The sequence below is a fragment of the Amycolatopsis sp. genome (assembly GCF_035276945.1).
Lineage (GTDB): Bacteria > Actinomycetota > Actinomycetes > Mycobacteriales > Pseudonocardiaceae > Amycolatopsis_E.
The window spans coordinates 1-20,129 of the sequence record NZ_DATELF010000145.1 but is presented as its reverse complement, the minus strand read 5'-3'; the positions used below and the strand labels follow the sequence as shown (position 1 = coordinate 20,129).

20 protein-coding genes are annotated in these 20,129 nt (G+C 70.2%); 17 read left to right on the top strand and 3 right to left on the bottom strand.

Going from position 1 to position 20,129, the window contains the following annotated elements:
* The first annotated feature begins 53 nt into the window (after positions 1-53).
* The 9 genes from VJT49_RS25335 to VJT49_RS25295 all read left to right on the top strand — a co-directional run bounded on the left by VJT49_RS25335 (position 54) and on the right by VJT49_RS25295 (position 8,205).
* A complete protein-coding gene (locus VJT49_RS25335) occupies positions 54-1,877 on the top strand; it encodes a hypothetical protein (RefSeq protein WP_324167421.1) in 1,824 nt (607 codons plus the stop codon).
* Positions 1,874-2,662, top strand: coding sequence for a sugar phosphate isomerase/epimerase family protein (locus tag VJT49_RS25330; RefSeq protein WP_324167420.1), 789 nt, complete (start codon positions 1,874-1,876; stop codon positions 2,660-2,662). Before VJT49_RS25335 ends, VJT49_RS25330 begins: the two co-directional genes overlap by 4 nt.
* 116 nt (positions 2,663-2,778) lie before the next feature.
* Positions 2,779-3,705, top strand: a complete 927-nt coding sequence (locus tag VJT49_RS25325; RefSeq protein ID WP_324167419.1) for a proline dehydrogenase family protein — start codon at positions 2,779-2,781, stop codon at positions 3,703-3,705.
* A complete protein-coding gene (locus tag VJT49_RS25320; RefSeq protein ID WP_324167418.1) occupies positions 3,702-4,529 on the top strand; it encodes a thioesterase family protein in 828 nt (275 codons plus the stop codon). The genes VJT49_RS25325 and VJT49_RS25320 overlap by 4 nt, the downstream gene beginning before the upstream one ends.
* 21 nt (positions 4,530-4,550) lie before the next feature.
* Positions 4,551-5,357: a pyrroline-5-carboxylate reductase gene (gene proC / locus VJT49_RS25315; RefSeq protein ID WP_324167417.1), complete on the top strand. Its 807-nt coding sequence runs from the start codon at positions 4,551-4,553 to the stop codon at positions 5,355-5,357.
* A gap of 196 nt (positions 5,358-5,553) precedes the next feature.
* On the top strand, positions 5,554-5,766 hold the full coding sequence (locus tag VJT49_RS25310; RefSeq protein WP_324167416.1) for a helix-turn-helix domain-containing protein: 213 nt from the start codon (positions 5,554-5,556) through the stop codon (positions 5,764-5,766).
* Positions 5,767-5,873: 107 nt separating this feature from the next.
* Complete coding sequence (locus tag VJT49_RS25305; protein ID WP_017986394.1) at positions 5,874-5,975, top strand: 30S ribosomal protein bS22; 102 nt, start codon at positions 5,874-5,876, stop codon at positions 5,973-5,975.
* Between the two features lie 197 nt (positions 5,976-6,172).
* A complete protein-coding gene (locus VJT49_RS25300) occupies positions 6,173-7,210 on the top strand; it encodes an NAD-dependent epimerase/dehydratase family protein (protein WP_324167415.1) in 1,038 nt (345 codons plus the stop codon).
* A gap of 23 nt (positions 7,211-7,233) precedes the next feature.
* A complete protein-coding gene (locus VJT49_RS25295; protein WP_324167414.1) occupies positions 7,234-8,205 on the top strand; it encodes a lysophospholipid acyltransferase family protein in 972 nt (323 codons plus the stop codon).
* On the opposite strand, the gene VJT49_RS25290 is transcribed toward VJT49_RS25295, so the two are convergent.
* The 3 genes from VJT49_RS25290 to VJT49_RS25280 form a co-directional block, all read right to left on the bottom strand.
* Complete coding sequence (locus VJT49_RS25290) at positions 8,202-9,101, bottom strand: HAD-IB family hydrolase (RefSeq protein WP_324167413.1); 900 nt, start codon at positions 9,099-9,101, stop codon at positions 8,202-8,204. The genes VJT49_RS25295 and VJT49_RS25290 overlap by 4 nt on opposite strands.
* A gap of 82 nt (positions 9,102-9,183) precedes the next feature.
* Positions 9,184-10,116: a DUF5667 domain-containing protein gene (locus VJT49_RS25285; RefSeq protein WP_324167412.1), complete on the bottom strand. Its 933-nt coding sequence runs from the start codon at positions 10,114-10,116 to the stop codon at positions 9,184-9,186.
* A 77-nt stretch (positions 10,117-10,193) separates the two neighbouring features.
* Positions 10,194-10,778: a sigma-70 family RNA polymerase sigma factor gene (locus VJT49_RS25280; protein ID WP_324167486.1), complete on the bottom strand. Its 585-nt coding sequence runs from the start codon at positions 10,776-10,778 to the stop codon at positions 10,194-10,196.
* A gap of 368 nt (positions 10,779-11,146) precedes the next feature.
* Between VJT49_RS25280 and VJT49_RS25275 the strand changes: the two genes are divergently transcribed.
* The 8 genes from VJT49_RS25275 to VJT49_RS25240 all read left to right on the top strand — a co-directional run.
* On the top strand, positions 11,147-12,595 hold the full coding sequence (locus VJT49_RS25275; RefSeq protein WP_324167411.1) for an AMP-binding protein: 1,449 nt from the start codon (positions 11,147-11,149) through the stop codon (positions 12,593-12,595).
* 22 nt (positions 12,596-12,617) lie between these two features.
* Positions 12,618-12,854, top strand: coding sequence for a glutaredoxin family protein (locus VJT49_RS25270; RefSeq protein WP_324167410.1), 237 nt, complete (start codon positions 12,618-12,620; stop codon positions 12,852-12,854).
* Between the two features lie 52 nt (positions 12,855-12,906).
* Positions 12,907-14,445, top strand: a complete 1,539-nt coding sequence (locus VJT49_RS25265) for a molybdopterin-dependent oxidoreductase (protein WP_324167409.1) — start codon at positions 12,907-12,909, stop codon at positions 14,443-14,445.
* A gap of 350 nt (positions 14,446-14,795) precedes the next feature.
* Entirely contained in the window at positions 14,796-15,557 is a 762-nt protein-coding gene (locus tag VJT49_RS25260; RefSeq protein ID WP_324167408.1) for a redox-sensing transcriptional repressor Rex, read from the top strand.
* 56 nt (positions 15,558-15,613) lie between these two features.
* On the top strand, positions 15,614-16,933 hold the full coding sequence (locus tag VJT49_RS25255; RefSeq protein ID WP_324167407.1) for a glutamyl-tRNA reductase: 1,320 nt from the start codon (positions 15,614-15,616) through the stop codon (positions 16,931-16,933).
* Positions 16,930-17,895, top strand: a complete 966-nt coding sequence (gene hemC / locus VJT49_RS25250; protein WP_324167406.1) for a hydroxymethylbilane synthase — start codon at positions 16,930-16,932, stop codon at positions 17,893-17,895. Before VJT49_RS25255 ends, hemC begins: the two co-directional genes overlap by 4 nt.
* Positions 17,896-17,958: 63 nt before the next feature.
* Positions 17,959-19,491 carry a bifunctional uroporphyrinogen-III C-methyltransferase/uroporphyrinogen-III synthase gene (locus VJT49_RS25245; protein WP_324167404.1) on the top strand — a complete coding sequence of 511 codons (1,533 nt, stop codon included), beginning with the start codon at positions 17,959-17,961 and terminating at the stop codon, positions 19,489-19,491.
* A gap of 101 nt (positions 19,492-19,592) precedes the next feature.
* Positions 19,593-20,129: sugar nucleotidyltransferase (locus VJT49_RS25240; RefSeq protein ID WP_324167403.1), on the top strand; the 537-nt coding region annotated here is incomplete at its 3' end.

Here is a 20,129-nt window from a genome sequence, read left to right as displayed (position 1 = left end):
TGGGACTGACACAGATGAGTCGAGAAAGCGGACAAGACCGGTCGCAGAAGACCGTGGCTGAGCTGCTCGCTCAGCACGGCGGGAACGTCGACGGCGGCCGTCGCCGGCATCGGCGGGCGGCGGACGAAGACGACGAGCAGGGCGGCGGCAACGTCACCGAGATCTCCCCACGGGAGCGCGGCGGCAGCGACAGTCAGGCCATCATCGACCGCGTACGCGGCGACGCGCCGAACCCGCCATCAGCGCCGAACCCGCCGGCGGGCAGGCGTGAAGGTGGCCGCCGCGCCCTGCCGGAGCCGGACTCCGCCCCACCCGCGCGCCGTCAGGCCCCCGACGCCGGTCAGCAGGACTCGGCGGCCATGCCCCGGCCGTCGGGTACCGACGCGCCCGCGCATCCGCAGCGGGCGCGGCCTGCCCAGGATTCGGGCTTCTTCTCCCGGCCGGGGCCCGCGGCGCCGCAGGAGTCGGGCGCGTTCGCCTGGCCGACGCCCGGGCAGGAGTCCGGCGGCTTCCCGCGGCCCAACGGTGCGCCCGATTCCGGTGGATTCCCGCGTCCGAACGCGACCCCGCCGCAGGAATCCGGGACGTTCTCCCGGCCGAATGGTGCGCCTGCCCAGGAGCCGGGCGGACCGCCGCGCCGGAACGGCGTGCCCGCCCCGGAATCCGGCGTGTATCCGCGGCCGAACGCCAAACCTGCCCCGGAACCGGGCGGGGCGCCGCGCCGGAATGGCGCTCCTGGCCAGGATTCCGGTGGTTTTCCCCGTCCGAATGTGAATCCGCCGCAGGAATCGGCGGCTTTCCCGCGTCCGAATCCGGCGCCGCCGCAGGAGTCTGGTGCGTTTCCGCGGCCGAATGGCCCGCTTCCCCAGGATTCCAGTGGTTTTCCGCGGTCGAATGTGAATCCGGCACAGGAATCCGGAATGTTCCAGCGTCCGCCGGCTCCGGAGTCGGGGGCGTTCCCCCGCCCGAACGGGGTGCCACAGGAATCGGGGACGTTCCAGCGCCCGAACGGTGCCGGCGTCCAGGAGCCCGGGACGTTCCCGGCCCAGCCGCCGCAGCGCCGGGCCCACCCGCAGGATCCGCCGCCCATGCGCCGTCCTCCGCAGTCCCCACCGCCTCCCGCGGCGGGGACGCCGGGCACGCTGTCCTCCCGGTTGGACGGGTTGGACGTGGTACCGGCCAAGGAGGACGCGCCCGAGCCGGGCGGGATGGCCAGCGGTGCCTTCCCCGCACCTCCGCGCCGGCGTCGCAGGGCGGCCCCGCCGGCCCCGCCCGAGCCGCACACCGAGCAGTTCGAGCCGGTGGACGCCGAGGTGGCGGCGGATCCCGCCCCGGACGCGCCACCGGCGGGGCTGTCGAACTGGCGTGGCCGGCCCGATCCGGTCGCGGCCGAGGACACCGAGGTCGGCGTCATGCCGGTGGTGCCTCCCGCACCGGCGGATCCCGGTGACGGGTTGGAGGCCACCGGTTTCCATGACCCGTTCGCCGCCGACGAAGAGGGCGACGAGTTCGACGCCTTCGGCGAGGCCGAGGCCGAGCACCTGGACGACTACGAGTACGACACCGACCACGAACCGGTCGAGCACGAGGACGAGCACACGGCACCTGAGCCGTCGCCCGCCAAGCAGTGGCTGGCCATGGCCGTGCAGCTCGCGCTCGGCGTGATCGGCGGCGCCGGTGTGTGGCTCGGGTTCAACTGGTTGTGGGGCAAGCTGCCCGCCGCCGCGCTGGTCGCCGCGGTCGTGGTGATCGCCGGGCTGGTCTGGATCGTGCGGAAGATCCGGCGCGCCGACGACATGCAGACCACCGTGCTCGCCGTGCTGGTCGGACTCGTGGTCACCGTCTCACCGGCGGCATTGCTGCTGCTTTCACGTTGATCCCGATCGGTCTGTCCACGGCATCCGTCTGGCCGCTGCGCGCCGGTGACGGGTTCGAGCTGGCCGCGGACCTCGGCTACGACGGGGTCGAGGTGATGGTCTGGGTCGACCAGGTGAGCCAGGACGTCGCCGCGCTGCGCAAATGGTCGCGGCGCACCGGCATGCCGGTGCTTTCGGTGCACTCGCCGTCGTTGCTGATCACCCAGCGGGTCTGGTCGCCGGACCCGGTGATCCGCCTGCGGCGCAGCGTCGACGCGGCGCTCGAACTCGGCGCGCGCACGGTCGTCGTGCATCCGCCGTTCCGCTGGCAGCGCCGGTACGGGGAAGCGTTTCCCGACCTGCTCGACGAACTGGAGAGCGTCAGCGGGGTGTGTATCGCGGTCGAGAACATGTTCAAGGTGCGCCCGCCTGGCGGGAAGCGGGATTCGCGGGTTTCCGCCTTCGGATCATCGGTCGACCCGACGGACGTCGGCTACGCGCATTACACGCTCGACCTCTCCCACGCGGCGGCGGCGCAGATGGACGCGCTCGCGCTGGCCGAGCGGATGGGCCCGCGCCTGACCCACGTACACCTCGCCGACGGCACCGGCATCCCGAAGGACGAGCACCTGATCCCGGGACACGGACACCAGCCGTGTGCCGAATTGCTGGAACGGCTGGCGCCGGGCGGCTTCCACGGGCAGGTCGTGCTCGAGGTGAACACTCGCCGCGCACCCAGTGCCGCGCACCGCGTGAAGGCGCTCGCCGAGGCGCTGTTGTTCACTCGATTTCACCTCGGTCAGTGACCGTTCCGACCAGCAAAATCGCAAGTGGACAACAACTGGACAAGATCAAGTATTTGCGGTCAGAGCGTGTGCTCAATCATGGGCGTCCGATATGTACAGGCCGTAAAGTCTGCGACGTGAACCCGCTGCGCTCCCTGATCCTCGCCGCTGCCGGGAACGACGTGCTTCGCCGTGCGGTGGCCGCCACGCCGGGAACCAGAGGTGTCGTCGAGCGGTTCGTCGCGGGGGAAACGATCGCCGACGCCGTCACCACCGCCGCTCGCCTGATCGACGACGGCCTGCACGTCACTCTCGATTACCTGGGCGAATACACCGGGGATGCCCGGCAGACCGAGCAGACCGTGCGGACCTACCTCGCCCTGCTCGACCGCCTGCACGAGGAGGGCTTGGCGCCCCGTGCCGAGGTGAGCGTGAAGCTGTCCGCCGTCGGCCAGTCCCTGGACGAGAAACTGGCGCTGGACAACGCGCGGCGGATCTGCGAGGCGGCCGAGCGGTGCGGCACCACCGTCACCCTCGACATGGAGGACCACCACACCACCGATTCGACCCTGCGCGTGCTCGCCGAGCTACGGCGGACCTGGCCGTGGGTCGGCGCGGTGCTGCAGTCCTACCTCAGGCGCACCGAGGCGGACGCGGCCGCGCTGGCCGTCGCCGACTCCCGGGTCCGGCTCTGCAAGGGCGCCTACGCCGCGCCCGAAACCATCGCCCACCCATCCCCGCACGAAGTGGATCTGAGCTACGTCCGGTGCGCCAACCTCCTGCTCGGCGGGGGCGGCTATCCGATGTTCGCCACGCATGACCCGCGGCTCATCGCCGTTCTGGGCGAGCGTGCCCGCTGGTACGGTCGCAAGCGGGGCGGATATGAATACCAGATGCTGTTCGGGGTCCGGCCGGACGAGCAGCGCAGGCTGGCGGCCGGGGGGGAGACCGTGCGGATCTATGTGCCCTTCGGTGAGCAGTGGTACGGGTATCTGGTCCGGCGGCTCGCCGAGCGTCCGGCGAACCTGACTTTTTTCCTGCGCGCCCTGGCCAGCCGTTCGTGAGCGCGCTCGAAATTCCTGATCCGGCGGACTTCGCGTTCGCAACTTCGGTCCGTTCACTGGGCGACGGCACGCTCACCGCCGACCTCCGTCCGGAATGGTCGATCGGCAACCATCCCCATGGCGGGTTCTTGCTGGCGCTGATGGCCAAGGCCGCACTGACCGTGCTCGTGGAGCGGGGAGAGCCGTCGGCCGACCCGCTGGTGGTCAGCGCCGAGTTCCTGTGGACGCCCGCGATCGGACCGGTCCTGCTGCGCACCGATGTCCGCAAACTCGGCCGGCGCACCACGGTGGTCGCGGTCCGGCTCGAGCAGCGGGGACGTAGCTGCGTGGAGGCGACCGTGACCGCGGGACGGTTGCCGGTCCGCCGGCCGGAGTGGGCGGATCTGCCGTCGATGTCCATCGAGCCGCCGCCGCGCGCGATCCAGTTGGGCGGGGAGACCGCCGAAGGCGCGTTCAACCTGGCCAAGGGATGCGACGTGCGCCTCGACCCGGCGACCGCGGGTTACCTGTCCGGCCGCACCGGGGACCCACCGCGGCTCCGGTTGTGGGTCAAGCCCCGGCGCAGCTTGCCCGACCCGTATTTCGCGTTGGTCGCCGCCGACGTGAACCCGCCCGTGGTGTTCAACCTGGGCCGCGCCGGCTGGAGCCCGACCGCGCAGCTCACCGCGATCGTGCGGGCGAGGCCGGCGCCGGGCTGGTTGCGCGTGCACGTGGAATGCCGGTCGTTCCAGGAGTCCTGGTTCGACTCGGACGCGACAGTGATCGACTCCGCGGGCCGGCTGGTGTGCCAGGCACGCCAACTGGCCCTCGCCCCCGCACACTGAGGCATCTTTTAGTCTCGGGGCATGACCACAATCGCGGTGCTGGGCGCGGGCAAGATCGGTGAGGCGTTGCTGTCGGGGTTGCTGCACGGCGGCCGCAAGCCCGACGAGTTGCTGTTCACCGAGCGGCATCCGGAGCGGGCCGCCGAGCTGACCGCCCGCTACGGCATCCCCGGGGTCGAGATCGCCGAGGCGGCCAAGCGGGCGGACGTGCTGGTCGTCGCGGTCAAGCCGCAGGACATCGATCCGTTGCTGGACGAACTGGGGCCGGCGCTCGGGCCTGGCTCGCTGGTCGTGTCGCTGTGCGCGGGCCTGCCCACCTCGCTGTTCGAGCAGCGGCTCGCCGACGGGGTGCCGGTGGTGCGGGTCATGCCGAACACCCCGATGGTGGTCGGCGAGGCGATGAGCGCGATCTCCGCGGGCAGCCATGCCACCGCCGTGCATCTGGCGCTGGTGACCGAACTGCTCTCCTGTGTCGGGCAGGTCATCGAGGTGCCCGAGTCACAGCAGGACGCGGTGACGGCGCTGTCGGGCTCCGGGCCCGCGTACTTCTTCTACCTGGTCGAAGCCATGATCGACGCGGGCATCCTGCTCGGCCTGCCGCGGGCGGTGGCGGAGAAGCTGATCATCCAGTCGGCGGTGGGTGCGGCCAAGATGCTTGCCGAAACCGGTGAGCACCCGGTGATCCTCCGTGAGGCCGTCACGTCACCGGCGGGTACCACGATCAACGCCATCCGCGAGCTGGAGCGGCACGGTGTCCGCGCCGCGCTGCTGGCGGCCATCGAGGCCGCGCGTGACCGTTCCGTGGAGCTCGGCAAGGCCCACGAATAACCCAGCCCGTCGCCCACCACCGCTTTCAACGGAGTCGCTCCGCGAGGCAAGCACTTGCCCGGGCCGGGGGAAGTTCGGCGCGTGGTCGCATTCGCCCCACCTGTCCCGCTACCCTCAGGGGAAAAGCACGTGTGTGCCGGGACCGCGGGTGGGGAAGCCGAGCGGCAACGGCACGCGTCGAAGGGCACGGTGACCTATGCCGTCGAACTCCAAGGACGTGCCCGAACTCGGGCAGGTCCAGTTTCTGACGGTCGCCGAGGTGGCCTCGCTGATGCGGGTCTCCAAGATGACCGTCTACCGCCTGGTGCACTCGGGTGAACTGCCGGCCGTTCGGGTCGGCAAGTCGTTCCGGGTGCCGGAAAAGGCCGTCCACACCTACCTCGAAGGTGCTTATTTCGACGTGGGGTAACCTGGGAGGTCGAGTTTGCCGCGAAAGTGAAGCCGCGGCGCCAAGGCGACCAACGAGCGCTCGCGGCAGGCTCGAGCGCCTGAGAGTCGAAACGTGAAGGAGCACCTGTGGGCTCGGTGATCAAGAAGCGCCGCAAGCGCATGTCCAAGAAGAAGCACCGTAAGCTGCTGCGCCGCACCCGGATGCAGCGTCGGAAGCAGGGCAAGTAACGCTCAGGCGAACGGCATGTGTCGCAACCCGTCCGGTATCCCGGGCGGGTTGCACCCTTTTGGGTGATATGGCTTGACCTCGGTAAACAGAGTCATCGGCCCCGGTAAACAGAGTCGTCGGCCCCCTGACTCGGCACCCAGTCCGGAGTAGCATTCGCACCGCCGTGCAAACCAACCCAACCCTGCGAGGGGGTCGGATGCCGTCCAAGGTCGTCCTCGTAACCGGAGTCGGTGGTGAGCTCGGCGGGCGGCTGCTCGCGCGGCTCGGCACCGACATCGAGCTCGACCGGGTGATCGGCGTGGACACCACCGCGCCGCGCAAGGTGGCGCGCAAGCTGGGCAACGCGGAGTTCGTCCGTGCCGACATCCGCAATCCTTTGATCGCGAAGGTGATCGCGGACGCCAAAGTGGACACGGTGGTGCACTGCTCGACCACCTGCCACCCGGCCGGACCCGCCCGGCGGATGGCGATCAAGGAAGTCAACGTCATCGGCACCATGCGGCTGCTCGCCGCGTGCCAGCGCTCCCCCTGGATGCGCAAGCTCGTGGTCAAGTCCACGGCCGCCGTCTATGGTGCCGGGCCCGCCTCGCCCGCGGTCTTCACCGAGGACTCGGAGCTCATCCCGACCTCTTCCAGCGGCTATGCCAAGGACGCGGTCGAGATGGAAGAGTACGTGCGCAGGTTTTCCCGGCGCAGGCCGGACATCACGGTGACGACGGCCCGGTTCACCAATGTCATCGGTCCCGACGTGGACACCGTGCTGGCCCGGTACTTCGCGCTGCCGGTCGTGCCGACGGTGCTCGGGTTCGACGCGCGGCTGCAATTACTGCATTCTTCCGATGCCCTGTCGGTGCTGGAGTTGGCTACGCTGGAGGACAAGCCAGGCGTGTTCAATGTCGGCGCGGACGGCGTGCTGACGCTGTCCCAGGCGATCCGGCGGGCCGGCCGGGTCGAGTTGCCCGTGCCGCGTTCCGTGGTGCCCTCGGTGGCGAGGTTCCTCCGTGGCGCCCGGGTGGTCGACTTCTCCGAAGACCAGGTGAGGCTGCTCAACTTCGGCCGCGTCGTGGACACGACACGGCTCAAGGAGGAGTTCGGTTACCGTCCACAGTGGACTACGGAGGCGGCGTTCGACGACTACGTCCACGGTCGTGGTCTACGCCCTGTCCTCGATGGTGAGCAGGTGGCCGGCCTGGCCGGCAAGGTGCTGTCCGCGACCGGTCAGGTGCCCCGATAACCAGCGGAAAGCGACGACAACTGATGACGACGACCGTTGAAACAGTTGAAGCACAGGTCATCCCACTGCACCGGCCGGGGCGCGAGAAGCCGCCCGTGACGGTGAAGCCGGTCGAAGCGCCGGTGGTGTCCCTGCCCACCCCGCAGGCGCCTCCCGTCCCCGAGCCGGGCCTGCTCGGCAAGGTGTTGATGTTCCTGCGCAACCGGCTCACCGGTGACTACACCGTCGACGAGTTCGGTTTCGACCGTGAGCTCACCGAGACGCTGCTGTTGCCGCCGCTGCGGTTGCTGTACGAAAAGTGGTTCCGGGTGAGCACGTACGGCGTGGAGCACCTGCCGGCCGAAGGCGGCGCCCTGATCGTGTGCAACCACTCGGGCACGCTGCCGCTGGACGCCGTGATGACCGCGGTGGCCGTGCACGATGAGCATCCGGCGCACCGGTACCTCCGGATGCTGGGCGCGGACCTCGTGTTCCGCACTCCCCTGCTCAGCATGATCGCGCGCAAGTCGGGCCAGACCCTGGCCTCCAACCCCGACGCGGAACGGCTGTTGCGTTCGGGTGAACTGGTCGGCGTGTGGCCGGAGGGCTACAAGGGCATCGGAAAACCGTTCTCCGCCCGGTACAAGCTGCAACGGTTCGGGCGCGGCGGGTTCGTGGCCGCCGCCCTGCGCGCCGGAGTGCCGATCATCCCCTGCTCGATCGTCGGTGCGGAGGAGATCTATCCGAAGATCGGCGACATCAAGCCGCTGGCCAGATCGCTCGGCCTGCCCTACTTCCCGGTGACGCCGTTCTTCCCGCTGCTCGGCGCGCTGGGCGCGATCCCGCTGCCGACGAAGTGGTACATCGAGTTCGGCGAGCCGATCGACACCGCCGCACACACGGGCGAGGACCCCGACGACCCCATGGTCATGTTCAACCTGACCGACCAGGTACGGGAGTCCATCCAGCAGTCGCTCTATCACCGGCTCGCACAGCGAAAACGCGTATTTTCCTAACGACGGCGGTAGGCCAGGCCGGCGGCGACGGCGCCCGCGAGGGCACCGGCGCCGAGCACCGACGGAACGCCGATCTTGGCCGCCTTGCGCCCGGTGCGGAAGTCGCGGATCTCCCAGCCCCGGGCGCGGGCGACCTCACGCAGGCCGGTGTCGGGGTTGACCGCCACCGCGGTGCCGCACACGGACAGCATCGGAATGTCGTTCGAGGAGTCCGAATACGCGGTGCAGCGGCGCAGGTTCAGGCCCTCCCGCGCGGCCACCGCGCGCACCGCGTGCGCCTTCGCGCGGCCGTGCAGCAGGTCGCCGACCAGACGCCCGGTGTAGACCCCGTCGACGTGCTCGGCGACCGTGCCGAGCGCGCCGGTCAGCCCGAGCCGCCGCGAGATGATCGCCGCCAGCTCGACCGGTGTCGCGGTGACCAGCCAGACCCGCTGGCCCGCGTCGAGATGCATCTGGGCGAGCGCGCGTGTGCCGGACCAGATCTTGTCCGCCATCAGCTCGTCGTAGATCTCCTCGCCGACCCTGGTCAGCTCCTCGACGCTGTACCCCGCGACGAAGGACAGGCCCTGCTCGCGGATCGAGCTGACGTTGCCCTCCTTGCCGCCGACCCGGAACTTCACCTGCTGCCACGCGAACCCGGCCAGGTCGGAGGCGGTGAAGTACTTGCGCGCGGCCAGCCCGCGGGCGAAATGGAAGATCGAGGCGCCCATCATCATCGTGTTGTCGACGTCGAAGAACGCCGCCGCGGTGAGGTCCGGGGGCGCGGGCGGGGCCGGTTTGCTCCCGTCCAGCGGCACCGACTCCATGGCGACGGCTGCCTCGGCCGAGGCTTCCCCGGCCAGCGCGGCCAGCCGCTCCAGCTCCGAGCCCTTACTCCTGCCGCGCCACACGAACACCGCCTCCTGACCAGCACCAGAGTGTCTGCCGCTCAGCGTAGCGACCCGACTCGGGAGCGGTTCAACAACGGATACGTGTGCTTCAACCGATTCCGATCCCCGGAAGCCCCGGAAGCAGCGGCGGAATGGAGATCAACGGCGGTGGTGCCGAGGTGGTTGCCGGGGCCGGCGTGCTGGTCGGGGCGGGGATCGGCGGGTTGATCACGGTCGGCGCGACGCCGCCACCGGACGGCGGGACCGGTCCGGTGGGGGTGGGCGTCGACGGGGATTCCGCCGATCGGGCAGCGCCGGACTGGGTGAGCTTGGGCGCCCGCGTTGCCGGTCCCGGAACCTCCGGTACCGCACCGGGAACCGGTGTGCAGGGGTCGGCAGCGGGCAGCGGCCCGAGGTCGTCAGCCTGGTAACTGGTGATCCGGTAGCAGTGGAGCCGGCCCGAGAGCGCCTGCACCCGGCCGTCTATCCGCCTGAGCAGGTCGGTCACCTGCGGGAACGGGATGTTCTTCGCGGTCTGCTCGGCCACCCAGGCGCGCAGGTCGAGCAGTTCCCGCCCGGTTCCCCGGACCCCGAGCGTGGTCAGCTCGGTGGCGCCGGCGCGCGCCTCGCGCTCGAAGTCCGCCACGAGCGGGGCGTCCGGGGAGCCCAGCGCGAGGAGCTCGTCGAGTCGCGTCGCGGCGAACCGCAGGTGCTTGCTGGCCTTGGCCGCGTCACCGAAGGTGAGCCCGAGTTCGGCGGATTCCGCGGCCCGTTTGACGCCGTAGAGCGGATCCCCGGGCATCGCGTTCCTGGACAGCACCATGCCCAGCCCGCCCAGCGCGACGACCAGCGCGGCCGCGGCGGCCAGCACGTTCGCCAGCACCCGCCGCCGCCTGCTCGGTGCGGGCTCCTCCGTCAGGCGCCGGTAGATCTCGCGCCGGATCCGGTCCCGCGTGTCCTCGCCAGGTCTCGCGGCGTCACCGAGTTCGCGCAACCCGGAAACGATCTCCAGCTCGCGCGCCGTCCACTCGGGCACGTCCACGCCATCATTAACGACGGAAATGCGACTGTTGTTACGCCGTGCGATGTTCGCCTTTCAGCGGAACCAGGACCCGATGATCAACGCCAGGCCGGTGGAAGGAGCTGCGCGAGCTTGCGCACGGCGCGATGCTGGAGCGCCTTCACCGCGCCCTCGTTGCGGCGCATGATCTGCGCGGTCTCCGACAGCGACAACCCCTGAATGAACCGCAGGATGATGCATTCGCGCTGGTCGTCGCCGAGTTCGGCGATGCAGCGGAGCAGTGCTGCCCTGGTCGCGCCCGCCAGCGCGCGCTGCTCGGGGCCGTCCTCCCCGTCGCTCTGCCCGACGAAGGGCGCCGAACCGGATTCGGACACCTCGTCGGTGACGAACTCGAGTTTGTAGCGGCTGGACTTCACGTGGTCGAGCACGATGTTCCGGGCGATGGTGATGAACCAGGCACCCACGTCCCGGCCCTGGTAGCTGACCGAGGTGATCCGCCGCAGTGCGCGCAGGAAGGTCTCACTGGTGATGTCTTCGGCCAGTTCGCGGTCGCCGAGCCGGAACAGGACGTAGCGGTAGACCGTGTCGACATAACGGTCGTAGAGCTCGCCGAAGGCGGCGCTGTCGCCCTTCTGTGCGGCGCTGACCAGGTCCCACGCGTCGGACTGCTCAGTTGTGGCCATGCTGACACGCAGGCCCAGCGGGCGGGCGGCAAGCCAGTTGGTCACCTTGGTTCCTCCGCGAGTTCGCGCGCCGGCGCGATCGTGTCGACAAGGCGCTCCCCCCGAGCTCGGGCGACGTCGTGCTCATGGGCGCCCTGCCGCTCCGACAGCGCACGAACGCGCGCCGTGTGGCCACTTTGGCTGCCGCGGCATGACCCAAGGGGCGGCATGGGCGACTCCTTCGTCCGACGCGCAAGAGCATACGGGTAGTTACCCGATAGTAGGTAGTGTCGGCGTTGTGGTAGTGCAACGGACGCCCTCCCCGCTCGTGACGCCGTCGCCCGGAGAAACGGCACCCGCCGGCCACGAAGTCCTGAGAGACTGCGGGTATGGGCAACATCGCGGACCTCCTCGCCAGCGCGGCCGGGCAGTGGCCCGGCGCCGTCGCCGTGATCGATACCACCGCGGGCACCACCTTCACCTGGTCGCAGCTCGATTCGCTGGTCAACGGCCAGGTGCGGAACCTCACGGGGCAGGGGGTGGCGCCAGGGGACCGGGTGCTGCTGCGGCTGCCGACTTCCGCGAACTTCGCGATCGCGCTGTTCGCGGTGGCCCGGGCCGGCGCGGTCGCCGTGCCGGTTTCGCCGCTGGCTCCCGACAACGAGTTGAACATCGTCCTCGAGCACAGTGGCGCCAAGGTCGCTATCGACTCCTTGGGCGAGATCGAGCCGGGCGCGCCGGTGACCAGCGTCGGTGACGGTGAGGACATCGCCGTGCTGTCGTATACCTCCGGCACCACCGGACCCGCCCGCGGGGTGATGCTGTCGCACCGCGCTCTGCTGGCGAACCTCGAGCAACTCGCCGCCATCCACCCGCCCGCGCTGACCAACCGGGACCGGCTGTTCATCGCGATCCCGCTGTTCCATGTCTACGGGCTGGGTCCCGGGCTGCTGCAGTCGGCGTCCGTCGGCGCGACCATGGTGCTCGCCGAACGGTTCCACGCTCGTGAAGCCCTCGAGGCCTGCGCCCGGCACCGGGTCACCGTCATCGGGGGCGTGCCCGCCATGTACACCGAGCTCGTCGCGCTGTCGGAGGACGAACTGGGGGAGGGGCTGGCCAGTGTGCGCTTGCTCAACTCCGGCGCCGCTCCGCTGCATCCCAAGGTGCTGGCCGCGATCCGGGAGAAGACGGGGCTCGGTGTGTTCGAGGGGTACGGGCTCACCGAGACCGCGCCGGTCGTCACCTCCACCCTGGTCACCGGGTATCCGAAGCCCGGTTCGGTCGGCCGCCCGCTGCAGGGCGTCGAGATACGCCTCGTCGACGCGGACGGCGTGGCCGAGCCCGTTCCGCTCGATCCGGACGATCTCGTCGACACCTTCGACGAGGACGGTGGCACCGGCCTGGTCGCCGTGCGCGGCCGGAACCTGTTCTCCGGGTACTGGCCGGACGGCGCCCACGGGCCGGACGCCGAGGGCTGGTTCCGCACCGGGGACGTCGGCTACCTCGACTCGGATGGCGACCTGCACCTGGTCGACCGCGCGAACGATCTGATCATCGTCAACGGCTTCAACGTGTTCCCACACGAGGTGGAGGAGGTTGTCTCGCAACTGCCCGAGGTTGCCGAAGCCGCCGTGGTCGGGGTGATCGACGAGCGCAGCGGCGAGGCGGTCAAGGCGGTCGTGGTGCCCGCGCCCGGAGCGTCGCTGTCCGAGGAGCAGGTCGTCGCGCACTGCGCCGCGATGCTGGCGGGCTACAAGGTGCCGCGGACAGTGGAGTTCGCGGATTCGCTGCCGCATTCGGCCACGGGCAAGCTGCGGCGGGTGCGGCTCAGGGGATAATTCCCGGGAAGGGAGGCCCGTGGTGGCGCACGAGGTACTGGTGATGACCAGGCAAGGCTGTTCTCTCTGCGTCAAGGCGGAGGAGGAGGTCGAGCGGATCTGCGGCGAACTGGGCGTGCCGTGGTCCACGGCCGACGTGGACACCAACCCGGAGTGGCTGGCGGAGTACGGCGACTACGTCCCGGTGATCCTGATCGACGGCGCCGAGCACGGGTACTGGAGGGTCGAGGAAGACCGGTTCCGGAAAGCGCTGTCCTGAGCGTAAGCCACTCGTAAGCCCCGCTTACTCCTTGGGCGCGAAGAATGGACGCGTGACCACCGAGCTGAGCGAAGCGCCCGCCGAAGCGCCGTCGAAACCGTCCAAGCCGACCGCCGCGCTGATCGGGGTGCTGGCGCTGGTCGCGGCACTGGGCGCTGGTCACCTGGCAGCGGCGTTCGTGGGCATCAACGCCTCGCCGTACCTCGCGGTGGGCAACGCGGCGATCGACCTCACGCCCACCTGGCTCAAGGACTTCGCGGCCGGCACCTTCGGCACGGCCGACAAGACCGTGCTGCTCGCCGGGATGGCCGTGGTGATGGGGTTGCTGGCGATCGTCGCCGGGCTGATCTCGCGGAGCAAGCCCATGCCCGGCCAACTGCTCATCGGCGTGTTCGGGGTGTTCGGGATCATCGCCGTCTACACCCGTCCGGACCTGGGGCAGGTCTCGCTGATCGCGCCAGTGGTGAGCCTGCTCGCCGGTGTGCTGGTGTTCCGTGCCCTGCACCGCGCCGCGTCCGCGCCCATCGCGCCGTCGTCGAGCCGGCGGCGGTTCCTGTTCGCGGGTGTCGCGCTCGGCGCCGGCCTGGCCGGAGGTGGTGGTCAGTTGCTCGGTTCCCGTAAGGACGTGGAGGGCTCCCGCGGCGCGGTCGGCCCGCTCGTTCCAGCGCGGACCGCGCCCGCCATCCCCGCCGACGCCGACTTCGCCAGGCTCGGCACCCCGACCTTCATCACCTCCAACCGGGACTTCTACCGGATCGACACGGCGCTGGTCGTCCCGCAGGTTCGCGCCGAGGACTGGAGCCTGCGCATCCACGGCATGGTGGACAAGGAGGTCACCTACTCCTACGCCGACATCCGCGACCGGCCGCTGGTCGAACGCGTGCTGACCCTTTGCTGCGTATCGAACCCCGTCGGCGGCTCCTACATCTCGAACGCGAAGTTCATCGGCGTGGACCTCGCGGACCTGCTCACCGAGGCCGGGGTTCGGCCGGGCGCCGAACAGCTGTTCTCGACCAGCGTGGACGGCTTCACCGCGGGCACCCCGGTGCCCGCCGTAGTCGACCCCGGCCGGGGCGCGATGCTGGCCATCGGCATGAACGGCGAGCCGTTGCCGGTCGAGCACGGCTTCCCCGCACGCCTCGTGGTGCCTGGGCTGTACGGGTTCGTCTCGGCGACGAAGTGGGTGACCGATCTGGAGCTGACCACCTGGGACGCGCGAAAGGCGTACTGGCTGCAGCGCGGCTGGGCCGAGCAGGCGCCGATCAAGACCGAGTCGCGGATCGACGCGCCCAGTGGCGCGGCGCCCGCGGGCAAGGTGCGGGTCGCCGGGATCGCCTGGGCCCAGCACACCGGGATCGCCAAGGTCGAAGCGCGCCTGGACAACGGGCCGTGGCAGGAGGCCACCCTGTCGGCCGAGGTCACCGACGACGCCTGGCGGATGTGGTGGACCGTGTTCGACGCCACCCCCGGCAGCCACACGGCCACCGTCCGCGCCACCGACCGGTCCGGCTACACCCAGACCGACCAGGTCGCCGACGTCGTCCCGGACGGCGCGACCGGCTGGCACACCATCACCTTCACCACCCAGTGACCCCTCGGCCTACGTCGCGGCCGCCGAGGTTCGGGGTGTCATTCGGTGAGCACCGACCGCTGGCTGTTCCGGGTGCCGCTGCCCCGGTCGAGGCGATCAGCGATCCCGCGCAGGCTCCGCGCGGGCCGAGCGCGTAGGCAGCGCTGATCCGGGTGCCGAAGTTCGCCAGGCCGGCTTTCTCATCCTGGGTGTGTGGTTTCCGTCATCGCGCTGACCAGCTACTTTGTGCCTGCGTTCACAAATGGCTACCGTAGTGCGGTACCCACCGCGCGGCGCCGGCATCAAACCGGAGAAGGCTTGCCGGGTCAAGTGGTAATTCACGATTAACGGTGTCGAACGAGGAGGCCAGGGTGGCGGTACAGCGTGGCCGGCGAAACGGCTCCGCCGTCGCGCGCAACCTGCGCACCCCCGACGCCGACAACGCGCCGACCGCGGAGATGCCCGCCGTCACCGACGGCGACGACCCGGCTCGCGCGCGCGCCATCCCGGAGGCCGCGGTCGCCCGGCTCGCGGTCTACCTGCGGGTGCTCTCCGCCATGGCCGAGCAGGGCGCGACCACGGTTGCCAGCGAGGAGCTCGCGACGGCCGCCGGGGTGAACTCGGCGAAGCTGCGCAAGGACCTGTCCTACCTCGGCTCCTACGGCACCCGCGGGGTCGGCTACGAAGTCGCCGTGCTGGTCGGGCAGATAGAGCGCACCCTCGGCCTGACCCGTAAGCACAAGGTGGCCGTGGCCGGAATCGGTAACCTGGGACATGCGTTGGCGAACTACGGCGGGTTCCCGGGGCGAGGGTTCCCCGTCGACGCGCTGTTCGACGTCGACCCTGACCTGATCGGAGTCCCGGTGGGTGGCATCCCGGTTTCACACCTGGACGACATTCCCCAGGTGTGCCGGGAACGCGGGATCTCGATCGGCGTCATCGCCACCCCGCCGCCCGCGGCACAGTCGGTCTGCGACCGCCTGGTCGCCGGTGGGGTGCAGTGCATCCTGAACTTCGCCCCCGTGGTCCTCCAGGTCCCGGACCACGTCGAGGTGCGAAAGGTGGACCTTGCGGTGGAACTGCAGATCCTGTCGTTCTACGTGGCACGGCGCAACGGAATGGTGGTGCGGTGAACACTGAGCGCGCCCCGCACGTTATCGCACGCGTAGCGCGGGGAAGGTGGAGCTAGGTGAGCGTCTTGGCAGTCGGGTTGTCCCATCGCACCGCCGACTTCCGCACCCTCGAACGGGTCGCCGTGCCCGCGGGGGAGCAGGACAAGGTGTTGCACCAGCTGCAGCAGGCCCCGCACGTGCAAGAGGTGATGCTGCTCTCCACGTGCAACCGGATCGAGGTCTACGCGGTCGTCGAGACCTTCCACGGCGGTCTGGCCGACGTGTCCGAGGTGCTGGCCCTCCAGGCCGGCTGCCCGGCGACAGCGCTCTACGACAACCTGTACGTGCACTACGCGGGCGCCGCCGTCGAGCACGTCTTCAACGTCGTCTCGGGCCTGGATTCGATGGTCGTCGGCGAGACGCAGATTCTCGGCCAGGTCCGCAACGCCTATGCCGCCGCGCGTGACGCGGGCACGGTCGGCCGCACGTTGCACGAGCTGATCCAGACCACACTGCGTGTCGGCAAGCGCGTGCACTCCGAGACCGGCCTGGACCAGCTGGGCGCGTCCGTGGTCGCCGAGGCGCTGGCCACCGCCGGTGAACTGACCGGCAGGCATGCGCTGGTCCTCGGCGCCGGGTCGATGGGTGCGCTGTCCGCGAGCCGGTTGCGCAAGGCGGGCGTCGGCCGGATCACGGTGACCAACCGGACCCTGGCCCGCGCGGAACGGCTCGCCGCGAACATCCGTGAGCAGGGCGTGCCCGCCACGGCCGTGCCGCTCGGTGACCTCGCCGCCGCGGTGGCCGAGGCCGACGTGGTGATCTGCTGCACCGGCGCGAAGAACGCGGTGCTCACCGCCGACGACGTGCTGCCGAGGGCAGGGCGCCCCCTGGTGATCTGTGACCTCGGCCTGCCGCGTGACGTCGACCCCGCCGTGACCGAGGTGCCGTCGGTCGGCCTGGTCGACCTGGAAACCGTGCAGCGCCGGATGGAAACCTCCGGCAGCGGCAGCAGCGCCAAGCAGGTCGCGCGGGCCAGCGGCATCGTGCTCGACGAGGTGCGCGAATACCTGGCGGCCCAGCGCAGCGCCGCGGTGACCCCGACCGTCACCGCGCTGCGCAAGCGGGCCGCGGAGGTGGTCGAAGCCGAACTCCTGAGGCTGGACAACCGGCTGCCCGAGCTCGACGCGGGCGTGCGCGACGAATTCGCGTGCACGGTGCGGCGAGTTGTCGACAAGTTGCTGCACGCGCCCACTGTGCGAGTGAAACAGCTCGCGGCGGAAACCCAGGGTACGGACTACGCCAACGCGCTGCGCGAACTGTTCGGGCTCGATCCGGCGTCGCCGGTGGTGGTCTCCAGCCCGACCCCGAATCCCCAGACAAACGGTGAAACTCAGTGACACGAATCATCAGGATCGGGACGAGAGGTAGCGCTCTCGCCCTGACACAGACTCAGACGATCGCCGACGCCCTCCGCCGAGCCGGGCAGGACGTCGAGATCGTCGAGGTTTCGACACCCGGCGACCGCTCGAGCGCGCCGATCGCCGAGATCGGCGTCGGAGTGTTCACCTCGGCGCTGCGCGAAGCCCTGGCGGACAAGCACGTCGATGTCGCCGTGCACTCGTACAAGGACCTGCCGACGGCCGCGCAGCCGGGCATCGTGCTGGCCGCCGTGCCGCCGCGGGAGGATCCGCGTGACGCGCTGATCGCGCGGGACGGGCTGACCCTCGGTGAGCTGCCGCCGGGCTCGACGGTCGGCACCGGTTCGCCGCGCCGGTCGGCGCAACTGCGTGCGCTCGGCCTCGGGCTGGAGGTGGTGCCGATCCGCGGCAACATCGACACTCGCCTGGGCAAGGTGCACAACGGCGAGCTCGACGCGGTCGTGCTCGCCAGGGCCGGGCTGGTCCGGCTCGGCCGGGACGCCGAGATCACCGAAACACTGGACCCGATCCAGATGCTGCCCGCCCCCGCGCAGGGTGCGCTGGCGGTGGAGTGCCGCGTGGACGACGTGGACATCGAACATCTCCTTCGGTCCATTGTGGACGATGAAGCCACCCGGGCCGCGGTGACGGCCGAGCGGGCCATGCTGGCCGCGCTCGAAGCCGGGTGCAATGCGCCGGTAGGCGCGCTTGCCGACGTGGTGGAGGACCTCGAAGCGGATGGCTCGATCGTCGAGCGCGTCTCGCTGCGCGGGGTCGCCGCCGCGGGGTTCGACGACGAGCCGGGGAACGCGCCGGTGCTGATTCGTGCCTCGGCGGTGGCGAACAAGAGCGACGCGGAGCGACTCGGTCGTGACCTTGCCGCGGAGCTGCTCGACCTGGGCGCCGGCGCGCTTTCCGGCCCCGGCGGCAAAACACGCTGACTGCCCGCACCCGTGGGCACCAGTGAACAACACTGATCGACAACAAGAGAAAGACTTAGTGCGATGACCCCCGCGCGGAAAACCGCTGGGCGCGTCGCGTTCGTGGGCTCCGGCCCCGGCGACGCGGGACTGTTGACTGTTCGTGCCCAGGAACTGCTGGCCGGTGCCGAGGTCGTGGTGACCGACCCGGATGTGCCGGCCGCGGTACTCGCGCAGGCCAGCGCGGACGCCGAGGTCCGGCCTGCGGTCGGCGAACCCGGTGACGTGGCCAGGGACCTTTCCGGCGAGGCCAAGTCCGGTCGGCTGGTGCTCAGGCTGGTCAGTGGTGACCCCCTGACCAGCGCCGCCGCCGTGGCCGAGGTGCACGCCGTGGCCAGGACGAACGCCGTGTTCGAGATCGTGCCCGGTGTCAGTGCCGGCACCGCCGTGCCGGCCTATGCCGGTATCGCGCTGGGTGGCACGTATGTCGAGGTGGACGTCCGCGGCGACGTCAACTGGGCCGGACTCGCCGGAACGCCGGGCCCGATCGTGCTGCACGCGACGTCGAGCCATCTCGCCGAGGCCGCCGGAGCGCTGGTGGAGCACGGGCTCACCCCGCAGACCCCGGTCGCGGTGACCTCGAACGGCACCGTCAACACCCAGCGCACCCTGGACAGCACCCTGGCCACGCTCGCGCAGGACGCCGGGGAACTGGTCGGCCCGCTGGTGGTGACCGTCGGTGAGGCGGCCGGGCAGCGCGCGAAGCTGTCCTGGTGGGAGTCGCGGGCGCTGTACGGCTGGAAGGTCCTGGTGCCGCGGACCAAGGAACAGGCCGGGGAGATGGCGGAGCGGCTGCGCCAGCACGGCGCGACCTCGCACGAGGTGCCGACCATCTCCGTCGAGCCGCCGCGGAGCCCGGCGCAGATGGAGCGTTCGGTCAAGGGCCTGGTGGACGGCCGGTACCAGTGGATCGTGTTCACCTCGGCCAACGCGGTGCGCGCGGTGTGGGAGAAGTTCGAGGAGTTCGGCTTGGATGCCCGGGCGTTCTCGGGCGTGAAGATCGCGTGCGTCGGCGAGGCGACCGCGGAACGCGTGCGCGCGTTCGGCATCAACCCGGAGCTGGTGCCGAAGGGCGAGCAGTCCGGCGAGGGGTTGCTGGCGGAGTTCCCGCCGTATGACGACGTGCTCGACCCGGTGAACCGGGTCCTGCTGCCGCGCGCCGACATCGCCACGGAGACGCTGTCGGCCGGCCTGGTGGACCGGGGCTGGGAGGTCGACGACGTGACGGCGTACCGGACCGTCCGTGCCGCACCGCCGCCCGCCGAGACCCGCGAGATGATCAAGACCGGCGGGTTCGACGCGGTGTGCTTCACGTCGTCGTCAACCGTCCGGAACCTGGTCGGTATCGCCGGAAAGCCGCACACGCGGACGCTGGTAGCGTGCATCGGTCCGAAGACCGCGGAGACGGCGGTGGAGTTCGGCCTGCGAGTGGACGTCCAGCCGGACAAGGCCGACATCCCCAGTTTGGTCGACGCGCTGGCCGCGCACGCCGCGAAGCTCCGCGCCGAAGGCGCCCTGCCGCCGCCCCGGAAGGCGAAGCGGACGCGTCGTTCCTGAGGTTCTTCGAAAGCAGGCCCCGGTTTTCGTGCCGGGGCCTGTTTTTTTATGTCGGAGGTCACCTCCTGCCGTGGCGTCCTGCGTTCGGAAACACTTGCGGCATGAAGGGAATCGTCCTCGCCGGGGGGAGTGGCAGCCGGCTGCATCCGGTCACCTTCGCCGTGTCGAAACAGCTGGTGCCGGTCTACAACAAGCCGATGATCTACTACTCCCTGTCGGTGCTCATGCTGGCCGGGATCACCGACATCCTGATCATCACGACACCCGTCGACCGGTCCGCGTTCGAGCGGCTGCTCGGCGACGGGCGCCGGCTCGGCATCAACCTGAGCTACGCCGAGCAGCCCGAGCCGAACGGTCTCGCCGAGGCCTTCCGCATCGGAGCCGATCACATCGGCGACGACTCCGCGGCGCTGATTCTCGGCGACAACATCTTCCACGGGCCCGGTTTCTCGCGACTGCTGCAGAGCAAGACCGACGACATCAAGGGCTGTGTGCTGTTCGGGTACCCGGTCTCCGACCCCGAGCGATACGGCGTCGGCGTGGCCGACGAGGACGGCAACCTCGTCTCGATCGAGGAGAAGCCCGCAAACCCGCGGTCCAACCGGGCCATCACGGGGCTGTACTTCTACGACAACGAC